Here is a 14,053-nt window from a genome sequence, read left to right on the forward strand (position 1 = left end):
TCCAGCCTCGTTTGGTATCAAGTGCGGAGCACTTAGATAACAAGCCTCTGCCGTATCTTAGTAAAAGGAGTATAGTGATGGCAACTACTGTTATAAGCGTTTCAAACTTATCCAAACAATTTAAATCGAAAAAGGTTCTGGAGGGTATTTCCTTTGACGTTAAGGAAGGCGACTGCTTAGCCCTGATTGGACCTAATGGTTCAGGCAAAACAACACTCTTTAACTGCCTGCTGGGGGACTATGCTCCAACAGAAGGTAGCGTTACTGTACTGGGGCAGAATACCCAGTCTTCACAGCTTAAAAGAAAGGTGGGCATTCTTTTTCAGGAGAACCTGACAGAAGAAAAGATGAAGGTTTCTGAACTTCTCAATTTTCAAAAAGCTGTCTACTCAAATCCTCTGTCTGATAAAGCAATTGATGCCTTGCTGCAATTTTCTGACCAGCAGAAAAATCAGTTTGCTGAAAAATTATCTGGCGGTCAAAGACGACTTCTGGCTTTTGTGCAAGTCTTGGTCGGTCAGCCCGACATCATCTTCTTAGATGAGCCGACGGCTGGCATGGACACGAACACACGCAAGCGTTTTTGGGAGATTGTTGCAGATTTGAAAATGACAGGCAAGACCATCATTTATTCCAGCCATTATATTGAAGAGGTTGAACACACGGCGGACAGAATTTTGGTCTTACACCAAGGAAAATTGCTGCGTGATACCACGCCTTATCTGCTGCGCTCAGAAGAAAAAGAGAAGGTCTTCACCTTGCCTGCTGATTACCTCTATGCTGTTGAAGGGCAAGATATTAAGGGCTTGACTGTTAAAACAGACACTATTTCTTTTAGCAGCAGACAACCGCAGCATATTTGGGATTTACTGACAGAAGCTAAGTGTCCTATCGAGGATATTCAAATGACCAATCGTACCCTTTTAGATACTATTTTTGACATGGCAAAGGAGAATGATTATGAACACGCTTAAAGCAATCCTGCATCAGGAATATCTCATTAATAAACGTTCCCTGTCCAACCTAATAATGGGAATTGGCATGCCGATTGCTTTCTTTTTGCTCTTTACCAGCATTTGGGCCAGTGACGATAATATGCCTAAAGAACAGGTAGCCTATTGGGTACGTCAATATATGATACAGATGACAGCCTTTTCCAGTCTTAGTTTTGCCTTTTATTCCCTGCCCTTCGCTTTTCAGGAAGATAGAAATGGCAACCGTCTCAGAAGTATTCAGCACAGCCCAATCCCTATATGGCAATACTATTTTAGTAAAATCTTAGCTGTTCTCGTTCACTTTGTTTTAGCTATTATGGCTGTTTTTGCGGTAGGGTACTTTATCAAAGGAGTTGATATGCCTGCGATCGATTGGCTGACTAGTGCGGTGGTTTTATTTGCTGGAGCGGTCTGTTTTATGCCTTTTGGTGCCCTTTTTGCCCATATCAAATCTTCGCAGACTCTCTCTTTGGTTTCCAATATTTTCTATCTTGGCTTGGCTGTCTTGGGCGGCCTCTGGATGCCAGTACAGACTTTCCCAGATTTTATGCAGAAACTAGCCAAGGTGACCCCGACCTATCATCTCAATAATCTCTTAATTTCTTATTTCAAAGATGATTTTTCCATCCAGTCTCTGGTTATTCTGCTAGGATATGCTATTATAGTTTTAATAATTGCTCTGGCAGCTGGAAAAAAATTTGAGGTAAATTGATGTTTCGCCGATTTCAAAAGACGGATTCGCTCTTTTATGTAGGGCTAGTCTTCATGATCTTTCCTTGGGGAGGGGTGCTGTGGTTCGGCTATCCTAGCTGGACCTTAATCCCTTCAATACTTTTTGGAATTTGTTATATTTTGATTATTCATCTTCGCGATCAGTATAAAAAGTTGATTGCCCTCCTGTGGTTCTATCTGCTCGGCTATATTCTTGGGATGACTTTTGCGATTGAGCCTAATATGATGTGGTTTTTATTCTATTTAGAAAATCTTTTAGTTTGGCGATTTGAGGGTGATATCCGAAGTTACCGCATGGTATCCTACGTGTTTGCTCTTTCGGCGGTTATGCTGTGGGGGTTATTCTTTGCTCAGCCCTTAATAGCAAAAGTAATGACGGTACTGATTACCATCTTTATCATTGCCATGCATTTTTTTCAGCGACAGACCTATATGGAAAATAAAATTCAAGAAGAAATTTATCAGAAAAATAAGGAAATTAATCTCCTGTCCGCCGAAAATGAACGCAACCGAATCGGCCGCGATTTACACGATACGCTGGGACATACCTTTGCCATGATGACCTTGAAAACAGAACTGGCTCTCAAGCAGCTGGATAAGAAAAATCTAGCTGCTGTTAGTAAGGAGCTGCTGGAGCTTAACCAGATTAGCCAAGAATCGATGAAGAATGTCCGCGAGCTAATTAATAATCTCAAATACCGTACAGTGGCAGAGGAATTAGATAATATCACTGAGGTGTTTGCCCTGTCAGACATTGGCCTGACAGTAGATAATCAGTTGAACTTAGATACTTTATCACCAGTTATCCAGTCCAGCATGACCATGATTTTACGAGAATTAACCACTAATATTATCAAGCATGCTGGGGCTAATCAGTGCCGTATCAAGTTATTTAGGTCTGACAACAAACTGGTGGTAGAGGTCAGTGATAATGGCTGCGGTTTTGCCCAGCTGACTGGTGAGGAGTTGCATTCTATCAAAGAGCGCCTACAGCTGGTTAAGGGGGACGTTGTGATTCTATCCAGCCAAAATCCAACGCTTATTCGTGTGACCTTAGAAGAAGGAGATAGGCTATGAAATTATTAGTTGCAGAAGATCAGGCCATGCTGCGGGATGCGCTTTGTCAGCTTCTACTCATGGAGGATGGTGTGGAGGAAATTTATCAAGCTACAGATGGGGACGAAGCGATAGCTCAGCTGCAAAAACAGGCTGTTGATGTCGCTATTTTAGATGTTGAAATGCCAAAGAAAACAGGACTTGAAGTCTTGGAATGGATTCGCGCTAATGCGGATATCAAAGTGATCATCGTGACCACTTTCAAGCGTGCAGGCTATTTCAAACGCGCTTTAGCAGCTCATGTAGACGCTTATGTTTTAAAGGATCGCTCAGCTTCGGAACTCATGAAGACTATTGATACGGTTTTAGCAGGTCACAAAGAATACTCACCAGAGCTAGTTGAAGAGGTGACTTTTACGTCAAATCCTCTCAGTCGGCGCGAACAGGAAGTCCTAGAATTGGCAGCTCAAGGTCTGTCCAATCAAGATATTTCTGAAAAACTGTTTTTATCGAATGGGACCATCAGAAATTATATGACCAGTATTTTTAATAAATTATCGGCCAGCAATCGTACCGATGCCGTCCGCATTGCCAAGGACAAGGGCTGGGTGTAGGAAAAAATTAAAGCCGTTTTAAAAAGCAGTGTTATTTGTCTAAACCAGCAAAACTTCAGTTCCTGCAAGGGTCTGAAGCTTTTTTATGCGTAAGGAACGATTGACATTCACTTATTTGGAGACTATAATAGCTTCCAATAATAGGCATCTTACGATTATTGAAAGTTGGACGAGTGAACAGACAGCTAGGAGGATTTCGCCATCATAACTGTCTGCCCCAGCCTTCACTTAGTCAATAGAGCGTTGCATCCGCAAGTCAATGGACACGGCTCTCTAAAAACAAAAGGAGTAACCATGCATTTTATTGAAAGAAAAATTAAAGGTATCCGCACAACCTGGCAAGAAATGTCGCAGGGGCTGCAACTGATCATCCGAGGATTAAAAGAGCATTCTCTAGCAGAGAGCCTCAAGATCTTTTGGGATGATTTGTTTGCCAACCGCAGCCTCGTTCAATGGCTTTACTTGCTGATCCTCGGCAGTTTTCCGCTCTGGCTGGAACTTTACTACCATCATCAAGTGAGAGACTGGGTAGGAATGACTTGCAGTCTGACCGGTATTATCTGTGTCATTTTTGTATCAGAAGGTCGGGCCAGCAACTATCTATTTGGTCTGATTAATTCGGTTATTTATTTGATTTTAGCCTTGCAAGAAGGATTTTATGGTGAGGTACTGACAACCCTGTACTTTACGATTATGCAGCCAATTGGTCTTTTTGTCTGGATTTACCAATCTCAGTTTAAAAAGCAGGAGCAGACGTTCGTGGCTCGTAAATTAAACTTGGCCAACTGGCTCAAATATCTTCTGGTAACCGCCCTTTGGTGGCTGAGCTTCGGTCTCATCTATCAGTCCATCGGAGCTAGACGGCCTTTCAGAGATAGTGTCACCGATGCGACTAATGGGGTAGGCCAGCTCCTGATGACTGCGGTCTATCGCGAACAGTGGCTCTTCTGGGCAGCTACCAATATTTTCTCCATCTATCTTTGGTGGGGAGAAAGTTTGCAGATACAAGGAAAATACTTTATCTACCTCATTAATAGCTTAGTCGGTTGGTACCAGTGGTCTAAGGCAGCAAAGAAAGGTGGGGCAGCCACTATTAGTCGTCAAGATGCTGTCTAGCTCTAATGGTCAACTTTGAAGAATGCCCAGATTATCAAATTCTTTCATTGATGATGAATGAGAATCCGCCTATCAGCAGATTAGATAGTACGATGAAAACTATGGTGATACAGTTTATCAAAAAATGGACGGAAAGTTCGGGCTTGATTTGCCTTGGTAAGTAGGGATAGCTCTAGGACAAAAGGCTAGTACAACTGAAAAAATTAAAGAAAAAATCCAAAAATTTTTTACAGAAAACGCTTGCCATTTTCGGGGGACTGATTTATAATATAAACCAATCAGAAGAAGTACTTTAAGAGAGGTTTTCAGGAAGTTGCCGGTTACTGTGAGGCAATAGCAGCTCTTTTGGGAAATGGGCTGATGGCTATAAAAGCGGAGATAAACAATAGTCTCCCGGTTAGGCACCCCTTATCGTGCAGCTTGTTGTTGGACAAGTATGAGATGATGGGAAATATTGACAAATCCTATCAATCGAGGTGGTACCGTGTTTTGACTTTGTACTAAACGCCCTCGCACAGATTTTTCTGTGCGAGGGTTTTTGACGTTTATCTCAAGAATTTGAAGCCAACCATTTTTCAGAAAGCCGATTCCGTAAGTAAATACCCAAAGAAAATCAAAAATAGACAAGGCAGCGAAGTGCAGGCAGTACTAGTGTACGGCAAGCTGAAGTCAACGATGTATAGTTTTGATTTTCAAAGAGTATAAGAAAGGACTTCTAAAACTTTGAACATCAGATAATGGCTGTAAAGGAGGAATGCTATGCCCCAGACACTAGCTGACGTTCGTCAGAAAATAGATAGTTTAGATCAGGAAATGATTAAATTGTTGGCCGAGCGGCAAAAATTAGTAGAGACAGCGGGACGTTTAAAAACCAGCCAAGATACTGCCGCTGTGGCTGCCCCTCATCGTGTAGCCCAGATAATCCGTGAACGCCGCAGTAGGCCGCAGAGGCAAACCTATCACCAGCTGTTGCGGAAGCTGTATGGCGGTCAATGATAGAAGCTTTTATCCTATTAGAGACTGAAATTAATGAGGAAAAACATCCTCATACCAGTTAAACTATTTGCAAAAAGGGGTAGGATCAACCCCAAAATTGAAAATTTGGGGGCTCACCACTCCCTAGTTTCAAAGTGGTGACCTGAAACGGTCTCTCCCCAGACCGTTTCACTCCCACTCTGCACAGCTCAAAAGGTCTGGGAGACCTTTTGAGGTTGGAAATAAAATGAACGATGTTCATCACATTTGTTTAGGTTTTCCGCTTTAGTTTTGTAGCCAAAAGAAAGCCTGCTGACGCCTGCGTCAAAAGTTTATTCCAAAACAGGAATACTGGACGAATTTTTGTCCGGTCTCCGATCACATAGACAGAAAGGAATCATTATGCAAAAAATTTTACCGGCAGATACGCTGACCCCGATTTTAGCTTATATGCGCATTAAAGGTCAGCATAAGGTCATTTTGGAATCTATTCCCCGCGAAAAGGAAAATGCCCGCTTTTCAATTGTGGCCTATAATCCCGTTTTTGAACTGCGTTTTGAAGAAGGCCGCTTATTAAAAAACGGAATAGTAGTTGATGATGATCCGCTTGATTATCTCAGCGCCGTAACACTTAAATCGAATCAATCTGCCCTTCCTTTTGGCGGCGGCGCCATCGGTTTTGTTGGCTATGATATGATGAATCTTTATGAAAATATTGGTCAGATTCCCCAAGACACTATCGGGACACCGGATATGCACTTCTTTATTTATGAGTCATATTTGGTCTTTGATCACAAGAAGGAAAAGGTCTATGTGGTAGAGGATAATATTTACAGCGGCCGTGATAATGATGCTAGCCGTCAGGCATTGGGACAGGTCATTCAGGATTTGCAGACTCAGGCTCCGAATGAATTCAGCCCGCAAGAGCTGCACCGACTGGATTTTAAGAACCACCTAGAAAAGGAAACGTTTGAAGCTATGGTCACCAAGGCTAAAACACTTATTCGTCAGGGAGATATGTTCCAATGTGTGATCAGCCAGCGCTTCTCCAGCGATTTTCAAGGAGATCCGCTCGATTATTACCGAAATTTGCGCGTGACCAATCCGTCAAATTATCTCTATTTCTATGATTTCGGAGATTATCAGATTATCGGAGCCAGTCCTGAGAGTTTAGTCTCCGTTAAAGACGGTCAGGTCGTGACCAATCCGATTGCCGGCACTCGTCCCAGAGGTAAGGATGAAGCAGAAGATCAGGCCTTAGCGAAAGATTTAGCCAGTGATGTCAAAGAAACGGCCGAACACCGTATGCTGGTCGATCTAGGCCGCAATGATATCGGTAAGATTGCTGAGATTGGCAGTGTTAAGCTGACCAAGTATATGGAAGTGGAATATTTTCGCTATGTGATGCACCTGACCAGTGTTGTCAAAGGAACTCTGTTGTCTCAACTGACAGCTATTGATGCTCTAAAATCAACCTTACCAGCAGGAACCGTATCAGGTGCTCCTAAAATTCGTGCTATGACGCGTATCTATCAGCTGGAAAAAGAAAAAAGGGGAATCTATGCCGGTGCCATCGGTTACCTATCTGCGACAGGCGATATGGATTTTGCCATTGCTATTCGGACAATGATTCTCAAAAATAACAAGGCCTACGTTCAGGCTGGAGCTGGTATTGTTTACGACAGTCAGCCTGAGAATGAATTTTACGAAACAATCAATAAGGCCAAGGCTATGACAAAAATAGGAGATGCCCAATGATTTTACTGATTGATAATTATGATTCTTTTACCTATAACTTAGCTCAGTATCTTGGGACTTTCGCAGAGGTTAAAGTGCTGCGCAATGATGCTGAAAACGTGTATCAAGAGGCGCAAACAGCTGATGCCCTAGTTTTTTCACCAGGTCCCGGTTGGCCAGCTGATGCTGGGAAAATGGAAAGTCTGATCAAGGACTTTGCTGGACAAAAGCCGATACTGGGTATCTGTCTGGGACATCAGGCTATTGCTGAGAGTTTTGGCGGTAAACTGGGGCTGGCTAAAAATGTGAGACATGGGAAGCAATCGCCTCTGGAACTGCAAGCACCTTCTCCTCTTTTTGAAGGTATTGCAGACGGCGTACCTATTATGCGCTATCACTCAATAGTCGTTGAAGACCTGCCTCAGGATTTTGAAGTGACGGCCATCACTAGCGATGATCATGAAATCATGGCTATGCAGCATAAGGAACTGCCCATTTACGGTCTCCAATACCATCCGGAAAGTATCGGCTCACCGGATGGCTTGAAAATGATTGAAAACTTTGTCAAGCTTTCAGCCAAAGAGTAAGAAGCAAACAGTAGACGTATAAAATGTAAGAGGAGAACAACAGATGAAAGAGATTTTTATGAAATTAAGTCAGAGACAAGACCTAAATCAAGAAGAAGTTCAGGAACTTTTTGAAAATATCTTGCAGGGTCAAGTGTCAGAAGCACAAATCGCCGCTTTCTTGTTAGGCTTGAAAATTAAGGTTGAAACACCAGAGGAGATTACAGGGGTGGTCAAGGCTCTAAAAAATCGAGCAGCCCAGCTTCCTCAGACTTTTGAGGATGCCATGTGCAACTGCGGAACTGGCGGTGACCAATCCTACAGTTTCAATATTTCGACAACAGCCTGCTTTATCTTAGCAGCTGGCGGTGTCCGCATGGCCAAGGCAGGGAATCGTTCGGTCTCATCTAAATCAGGTTCAGCCGATGTTCTGGAAGAATTAGGGATTAACATTGCAGCAGAACCTGAAACTCTGTCTAAGGCTTTGGATGAGGCAGGCTTAGCCTTTATCTTTGCGCAAACCATGCATCCAGCCATGCGTTACATTGGTCCAGCCAGACAGGCACTGGGGATTCCAACTATTATGAATTTGGTAGGGCCTCTGGCTAATCCGCTGGATTTAGAAACTCAGCTTATGGGGCTCTATCGTGTAGAATTGCAGGACATAGTTGCTCAGTCACTGCAGCAGCTGGGCCGCAAACGTGCCCTAGTCATTACAGGACCTGACAATATGGATGAGGCTGCCCTCTATGGTACCAATACCTATACTTTATTAGAAGACGGTAAAATCAGCCAGCACACATTTACCTATAAAGATTTGGACATGGATAAGGTTGAATTGGCCGATATCACAGGCGGTGATGCTAAAGACAATGCTCAAATCTTGCTCAGCGTCCTAAACAATGAACCGAGTCCTTATCTAGAGACGACCGTCCTAAATGCAGGCTTGGGCTTCTATGCCAATGGTAAAGCTGACAGTATCAAAGCCGGCGTAACCCTAGCCCGTCAGCTTCTAGCTGACGGTTTGGCTCTAGCCAAGCTTCACCAGTTACAAGAGGTACAAGTATGAGTCAAGAATTTCTCCCCACCATCCTAAAGCAAAAAGCCAAGGAAGTTGCCCAGCTTACCATGGAAGAACTGCACCCCTTACGTCAGGCCTATCGTTTCTATGATTTTCTCAAGGGTCACCAAGACAAATTGCAAATCATTGCCGAAGTCAAAAAAGCCAGTCCCAGCCTCGGTGATATCAATGTGGGTGTTGATATTGTGGCTCAAGCTAAGACCTACGAACAAAATGGTGCTGCTATGATTTCTGTACTGACAGATGAGATTTATTTCAAGGGACATCTAGATTATTTGCGACAAATTTCTAGCCAAGTGGCTATTCCGACTCTGGCTAAGGATTTTATCATTGATGAAAAGCAGATTATCCGCAGCCGAAATGCTGGAGCAACGGTGATTCTATTGATTGTAGCAGCCCTGTCAGAGGGACGTTTAAAGGAACTGTATGATTTTGCGACGGGCCTAGGTTTGGAAGTTTTAGTGGAAACGCATAATTTACCAGAACTTGAGGCTGCTCACCGTATTGGTGCAAAGATTATTGGAATCAACAATCGCAATCTAGTCACTTTTAACACGGATATCAACACGAGTTTGCAGCTATCCACCCATTTTAAAGAAGGACCTGTTTACATTTCTGAATCAGCCATTAGCACCGAAGAAGATGCGCAGACAGTTGCTCCTTACTTTAATGCTATCTTAGTAGGAACAGCCCTGATGGCAGCTGACAATGTTGCAGACAAGATAAAGGAGCTAAGAATTGACAAGGGTTAAAATTTGCGGCCTATCCGACCCAGAAGCAGTAGCAAGGGCCGTCACCAGCGGTGCGGATTATATCGGCTTTGTTTTTGCTCCCAGCAAGCGTCAGGTGACTCTGACTCAGGCTCATAATTTAGCAGCAGCTGTCCCCGAAAGGGTTAAGACGGTGGGTGTCTTTGTCTCTCCCAGTCTAGAGGAACTGCAGGCCGCCATTGCAGCTGTCCCTCTCGATCTGGTCCAGATTCATGGGGACTTTCCCGATTCCCTGATCCGTCAGGTTTCAGTACCGGTTATCCGTGCCTTGCAGGTCAGCAATTCAGCGGACTCAGTCAGGAGTTCGGCCGCTTACCTGCTTTTCGACGCTCCTCTGGCTGGCTCTGGGAAAACCTTTGATTGGCAAAAATTAGATACTAGCCAAGTTAAGCAGCCCTTTTTCATTGCTGGCGGTCTTAACAGCGGCAACGCTCAAGCGGCTATCGCAGCCTTCCATCCTTACGCCCTCGATGTTTCATCAGGAGTTGAAACCGAGGGCAGGAAGGATCTTCGCAAGATTAAAGAATTTATAGAAAGTGTGAAACAATGACCTATAATCAACCAGATGCTAAAGGATTTTACGGCAGTTTCGGCGGTCAATTTGTCCCCGAAACACTGATGACAGCCGTTCTGGAATTGGATCAAGCCTACCGTCAGGCTAAGGATGATCCAGATTTTCAAGCGGAATTGGATCAATTGCTCAAAAATTATGTTGGCCGTGAGACCCCGCTCTACTATGCCAAACGCCTGACCAAGCATATTGGCGGAGCCAAGATTTACCTCAAGCGCGAAGACCTCAATCATACCGGTGCCCACAAGATTAATAACGCCCTCGGTCAGGTGCTGTTGGCCCGGCGTATGGGGAAGAAAAAAGTAATTGCAGAAACCGGTGCCGGTCAGCATGGAGTAGCTACAGCAACGGCGGCAGCTCTCTTTGATATGGAATGTACCATTTACATGGGAGAAGAAGATGTCAAACGTCAGGCCCTCAATGTTTTCCGCATGGAACTGCTGGGAGCCAGAGTTGAGGCAGTTACAGATGGCTCTCGTGTCCTTAAAGATGCGGTCAACGCAGCCCTGCGCGCTTGGGTAGCCAATATTGACGATACCCACTATATCATGGGGTCAGCCTTAGGCCCAGCTCCTTTCCCTGAAATTGTACGTGATTTCCAATCCGTCATCGGTCGGGAATCTAAACGTCAGTTTGCCCAGCTTTCTGGCGGTAAGCTGCCAGATGCTGTTATGGCCTGTATTGGCGGTGGATCCAATGCCATCGGGATGTTCTATCCTTTTGTTGATGATGAGTCAGTTGCCCTCTACGGTGCAGAAGCATCCGGTTTAGGTCTAGACAGCGATAAGCATGCGGCAACTTTTGCTAAGGGACGTCCGGGCGTGCTGCACGGCGCTTTGATGAATGTCTTACAGGATAGGCATGGGCAGATAATGGAAGCCTTCTCTATTTCAGCAGGACTGGACTATCCAGGTGTTGGACCTGAGCATTGCTACTTCAATGAAATCGGCCGTGCCAGTTATGATTCCATTACGGATCAGGAAGCCTTGGAAGGTTTCACATTGCTTTCCCGTCTTGAGGGAATTATTCCTGCTCTGGAATCCAGCCATGCCATCGCTCTGGCGCAAAAAGTCGCGAAAACCATGCAGCCGGATCAATCTCTAATCATCTGTTTATCAGGGCGTGGAGACAAGGATGTCTCACAGGTTAAAGAGCGCTTGGAAGCTGAGAAAGAAGGGAAGTAGATTATGACAAAGACATTAACCAACCACCTGCAAGCTATAAAAAATGCTCGAAAAGGTCTCATCCTTCCCTATATCATGGCCGGTGACCACGATAAGGGATTGGACGGTCTCTTCGAGACCTTAAGCCTCTTAGAAAAAGCAGGAGCTTCTGCCATTGAGGTCGGTGTCCCTTTCTCAGACCCTGTCGCAGACGGTCCAGTCATTGAAGAAGCAGGTTTGCGCAGCTTAGCACACGGTACCACACTTGACGGCATTGTTGCCAAATTGCAGGAGCAACGTCTTCAAATACCGTTGGTCTTAATGACCTACTTTAATCCGGTCTACCAATATGGTGTGGAAAAATTAGTAGCAGACTTGGCTGAAACTTCTGTCAAGGGGCTGATTATTCCCGACCTGCCACATGAGCACGCTAATTTTGTCGAACCCTATCTGGTCGATAGTGATATTAGCCTCGTTCCCCTTGTCAGCCTAACGACCGGTCTCAAACGCCAGAAAGAGCTTATCAAAGATGCTCAGGGCTTTATCTATGCAGTTGCCATCAATGGGGTAACTGGAAAATCAGGAAGTTACCGTCAAGATTTAGACCAGCATCTAAAGCGTCTATCAGCCATGGCCGATATTCCAGTGCTGACAGGGTTTGGTGTTTCCAGTCAGGAAGATGTTGCCCGTTTCAATCAAGTATCCGACGGTGTCATTGTTGGCTCAAAAATCGTCTGCGACCTTCATGCTGGCCAAACCAAAACAGTAGAAGACTTTATCCAAGCAGCCAGCCAGTTTGAAAAATAGATTGATTTGGAAACTAAGAACTTGTATTCACATTTTTTGACAATTAGTCTTATGTGGTAGGGACGCAAGCGACCTCCTAACGGAGTTCCATTGCTCATTTTCAAGCCTAGGGTCTTGAAAATCCCCTCGACGATTGACTTAAATAGGGTCAATCGTCTTTTTACCACGGCGGCAACTGTCTGTTTTGAACGACCTTATGGTCGCTTTTTCCAGCTGATGCTAACTTGTGAATACAGTTTCTAATACCTTGCAAATGATGAGTCCGCAAAGTCCGTAAATTATTTCAGAACCTATCCAAACGATTCCTACTCGTTGCGATAGGGATGAATCATGATTTTGTAAGGTTTTAAACTTGGCATTAAAATGCTCTCCTCAATACAACTTGAATAGCCTCCTGTAAACTAACTGACAGGAGGCTCAACCAGCAGCCATCTCCTTCTTGAGCTGCTTTTATTTTGGAGGGGGTCAATGGTAGTAATATTGGAGGTATTCAAACGTCATATATCCGTTGAGAATTCAGGTGATACATCGTTGACTTTAACTAGCTGTACAAAAGTACTGCTTGCATCTTGTCGCCGTGTCTGTTTTTGATTATTTTGACTATCAATTGTTTCTTTTTTTGGATACCAATCAAGAAGTGGGGTGAATTCTTGCCAAATATAGTTTTCCTATCTTTAGTTTCTCATTCTTGTATTTCTAAAAAATTCGATAACAATAACCAGAATTTTTATTCTTCTTTTTCAAAAGATTACCTTTGATGTTAAATATTTCAAATTTCCTTGCATAAGTAAACTTTAAGCGTTAAAATAGCCACATAATTTTTTAAAAAGGAAAACTTTTTATGAACACAGTACTTTAGACACAATGGCATTTGAGGAATACACGTTGGCGAATATGGAAGTTCTTTCTGAGACCGAAGGTGGAGGAAAAGTATTAGGTTGGGTCTTTGGAGGAGCTGGTTCTGTACTTGGAGAATCAATTGGTGGTATGATTGACGGAGCACTTGGCACAGTTGCTGAACCTGGAGGAGGTACAGTTGCTGGACTTGCTTGGGGTGCAGGTATTGGAGGTGCTATTGGCGGAGGTATTGGATCTGAACTTGGAAATTCAATTCATATACCAGGTACGCCATCTTGGTTGTAATAAATTGGATAGAGGTACAATAGAAATGATTTCACTTAAGTATTTAATCCCATTTATATTATTATTGATGCTGGGGATTTTCAGTTATTTTGTAATCAGGCCAATGGAAAAGGGAAGGACTAAACAAATTTTAGCCTGGATTTCCTTTATTATATTAATTGTTTTATCAATCTATACAACGTTTTTCGCCTAAATTCAAGTGAGATTAATATATAAAAATAGGATAACAATATGAATGCTTTATTATGGGAACGATTGCTGGTGTAGTATCAGGTGGCTATCTTGGAGCGAACGTCAATAAAGGTGGTCTCCTTTAAATGTTAGATGTACCTAATATGTGAGAATAGCTATATAATTTATCAAAAGTAAGGACTAAAATGAAAACACCAATTGATATCATTAATGCAATAGTTATTATTGCTATGTTTTTTTTTTAGCTGATCGAGGACTTAAAAGTATTAAATCAAAAAAGATTAGATTTTGTGTTTCGGGTTCTTTACCGCTCTATTTGATTGTGATGGCGATATATTATTATTTACGTAATAAATAATAGCAGTTTGAATGACACCTATCATTGCATGCCGCTTAGCACTGCCCAACTGCATTAGAACTTGGCAACTTAGAATTTAAGCCAAGATTTTCCAATAACAGACTGCTCATTCTAAGAATAACTGGGCGCAGATATGTCTGTGCCGATCAACTCAACCTTCATAAACAAAAGGGCCTG

Annotated in this window: 13 protein-coding genes and 1 pseudogene; all 14 read left to right on the forward strand. The window is 43.3% G+C overall.

Annotation, left to right across the window (positions count from 1 at the left end):
* The first annotated feature begins 77 nt into the window (after nt 1–77).
* The 14 genes and pseudogenes from G7Y32_RS02090 (at nt 78) to G7Y32_RS02155 (ending at nt 13,326) form a co-directional block, all read left to right on the forward strand.
* On the forward strand, nt 78–974 hold the full coding sequence (locus G7Y32_RS02090) for an ABC transporter ATP-binding protein (RefSeq protein WP_165209990.1): 897 nt from the start codon (nt 78–80) through the stop codon (nt 972–974).
* Nucleotides 961–1,707 (forward strand): ABC transporter permease, encoded by a 747-nt coding sequence (locus G7Y32_RS02095; protein ID WP_165209993.1) that lies wholly within the window; start codon nt 961–963, stop codon nt 1,705–1,707. The genes G7Y32_RS02090 and G7Y32_RS02095 overlap by 14 nt, the downstream gene beginning before the upstream one ends.
* On the forward strand, nt 1,707–2,804 hold the full coding sequence (locus G7Y32_RS02100; protein WP_165209996.1) for a sensor histidine kinase: 1,098 nt from the start codon (nt 1,707–1,709) through the stop codon (nt 2,802–2,804). The genes G7Y32_RS02095 and G7Y32_RS02100 overlap by 1 nt, the downstream gene beginning before the upstream one ends.
* Entirely contained in the window at nt 2,801–3,397 is a 597-nt protein-coding gene (locus G7Y32_RS02105; RefSeq protein WP_165209999.1) for a response regulator transcription factor, read from the forward strand. The genes G7Y32_RS02100 and G7Y32_RS02105 overlap by 4 nt, the downstream gene beginning before the upstream one ends.
* A gap of 294 nt (nt 3,398–3,691) precedes the next feature.
* Nucleotides 3,692–4,513 carry a nicotinamide riboside transporter PnuC gene (pnuC, locus tag G7Y32_RS02110; protein ID WP_165210002.1) on the forward strand — a complete coding sequence of 274 codons (822 nt, stop codon included), beginning with the start codon at nt 3,692–3,694 and terminating at the stop codon, nt 4,511–4,513.
* A gap of 759 nt (nt 4,514–5,272) precedes the next feature.
* Nucleotides 5,273–5,571 (forward strand): annotated as a pseudogene (locus G7Y32_RS02115) (chorismate mutase).
* Between the two features lie 319 nt (nt 5,572–5,890).
* Complete coding sequence (trpE, locus tag G7Y32_RS02120) at nt 5,891–7,246, forward strand: anthranilate synthase component I (protein ID WP_165210005.1); 1,356 nt, start codon at nt 5,891–5,893, stop codon at nt 7,244–7,246.
* On the forward strand, nt 7,243–7,812 hold the full coding sequence (locus tag G7Y32_RS02125; RefSeq protein WP_004226843.1) for an aminodeoxychorismate/anthranilate synthase component II: 570 nt from the start codon (nt 7,243–7,245) through the stop codon (nt 7,810–7,812). The genes trpE and G7Y32_RS02125 overlap by 4 nt, the downstream gene beginning before the upstream one ends.
* 43 nt (nt 7,813–7,855) lie before the next feature.
* Nucleotides 7,856–8,860 (forward strand): anthranilate phosphoribosyltransferase, encoded by a 1,005-nt coding sequence (gene trpD, locus G7Y32_RS02130; RefSeq protein ID WP_165210008.1) that lies wholly within the window; start codon nt 7,856–7,858, stop codon nt 8,858–8,860.
* A complete protein-coding gene (gene trpC, locus G7Y32_RS02135) occupies nt 8,857–9,624 on the forward strand; it encodes an indole-3-glycerol phosphate synthase TrpC (RefSeq protein WP_165210011.1) in 768 nt (255 codons plus the stop codon). The genes trpD and trpC overlap by 4 nt, the downstream gene beginning before the upstream one ends.
* The gene (locus tag G7Y32_RS02140; RefSeq protein WP_004229900.1) at nt 9,611–10,192 is read left to right on the forward strand and encodes a phosphoribosylanthranilate isomerase; all 582 of its coding nucleotides are present in this window, start codon (nt 9,611–9,613) and stop codon (nt 10,190–10,192) included. Before trpC ends, G7Y32_RS02140 begins: the two co-directional genes overlap by 14 nt.
* Entirely contained in the window at nt 10,189–11,397 is a 1,209-nt protein-coding gene (gene trpB, locus G7Y32_RS02145) for a tryptophan synthase subunit beta (protein ID WP_165210014.1), read from the forward strand. The genes G7Y32_RS02140 and trpB overlap by 4 nt, the downstream gene beginning before the upstream one ends.
* A gap of 3 nt (nt 11,398–11,400) precedes the next feature.
* Nucleotides 11,401–12,183 (forward strand): tryptophan synthase subunit alpha, encoded by a 783-nt coding sequence (gene trpA, locus G7Y32_RS02150; RefSeq protein ID WP_165210017.1) that lies wholly within the window; start codon nt 11,401–11,403, stop codon nt 12,181–12,183.
* 864 nt (nt 12,184–13,047) lie between these two features.
* The gene (locus G7Y32_RS02155) at nt 13,048–13,326 is read left to right on the forward strand and encodes a bacteriocin (protein WP_206221346.1); all 279 of its coding nucleotides are present in this window, start codon (nt 13,048–13,050) and stop codon (nt 13,324–13,326) included.
* Nucleotides 13,327–14,053: the final 727 nt, after the last annotated feature.

This window comes from Streptococcus tangpeifui (assembly GCF_011038795.1).
GTDB classification, from domain to species: domain Bacteria; phylum Bacillota; class Bacilli; order Lactobacillales; family Streptococcaceae; genus Streptococcus; species Streptococcus tangpeifui.

Coding starts and splice junctions, on each gene's coding strand:
- G7Y32_RS02090 (WP_165209990.1), top strand. CDS start 78: ATGGCAACTACTGTTATAAGCGTTTCAAACTTATCCAAACAATTTAAA.
- G7Y32_RS02095 (WP_165209993.1), top strand. CDS start 961: ATGAACACGCTTAAAGCAATCCTGCATCAGGAATATCTCATTAATAAA.
- G7Y32_RS02100 (WP_165209996.1), top strand. CDS start 1,707: ATGTTTCGCCGATTTCAAAAGACGGATTCGCTCTTTTATGTAGGGCTA.
- G7Y32_RS02105 (WP_165209999.1), top strand. CDS start 2,801: ATGAAATTATTAGTTGCAGAAGATCAGGCCATGCTGCGGGATGCGCTT.
- pnuC (WP_165210002.1), top strand. CDS start 3,692: ATGCATTTTATTGAAAGAAAAATTAAAGGTATCCGCACAACCTGGCAA.
- trpE (WP_165210005.1), top strand. CDS start 5,891: ATGCAAAAAATTTTACCGGCAGATACGCTGACCCCGATTTTAGCTTAT.
- G7Y32_RS02125 (WP_004226843.1), top strand. CDS start 7,243: ATGATTTTACTGATTGATAATTATGATTCTTTTACCTATAACTTAGCT.
- trpD (WP_165210008.1), top strand. CDS start 7,856: ATGAAAGAGATTTTTATGAAATTAAGTCAGAGACAAGACCTAAATCAA.
- trpC (WP_165210011.1), top strand. CDS start 8,857: ATGAGTCAAGAATTTCTCCCCACCATCCTAAAGCAAAAAGCCAAGGAA.
- trpB (WP_165210014.1), top strand. CDS start 10,189: ATGACCTATAATCAACCAGATGCTAAAGGATTTTACGGCAGTTTCGGC.
- trpA (WP_165210017.1), top strand. CDS start 11,401: ATGACAAAGACATTAACCAACCACCTGCAAGCTATAAAAAATGCTCGA.
- G7Y32_RS02155 (WP_206221346.1), top strand. CDS start 13,048: ATGGCATTTGAGGAATACACGTTGGCGAATATGGAAGTTCTTTCTGAG.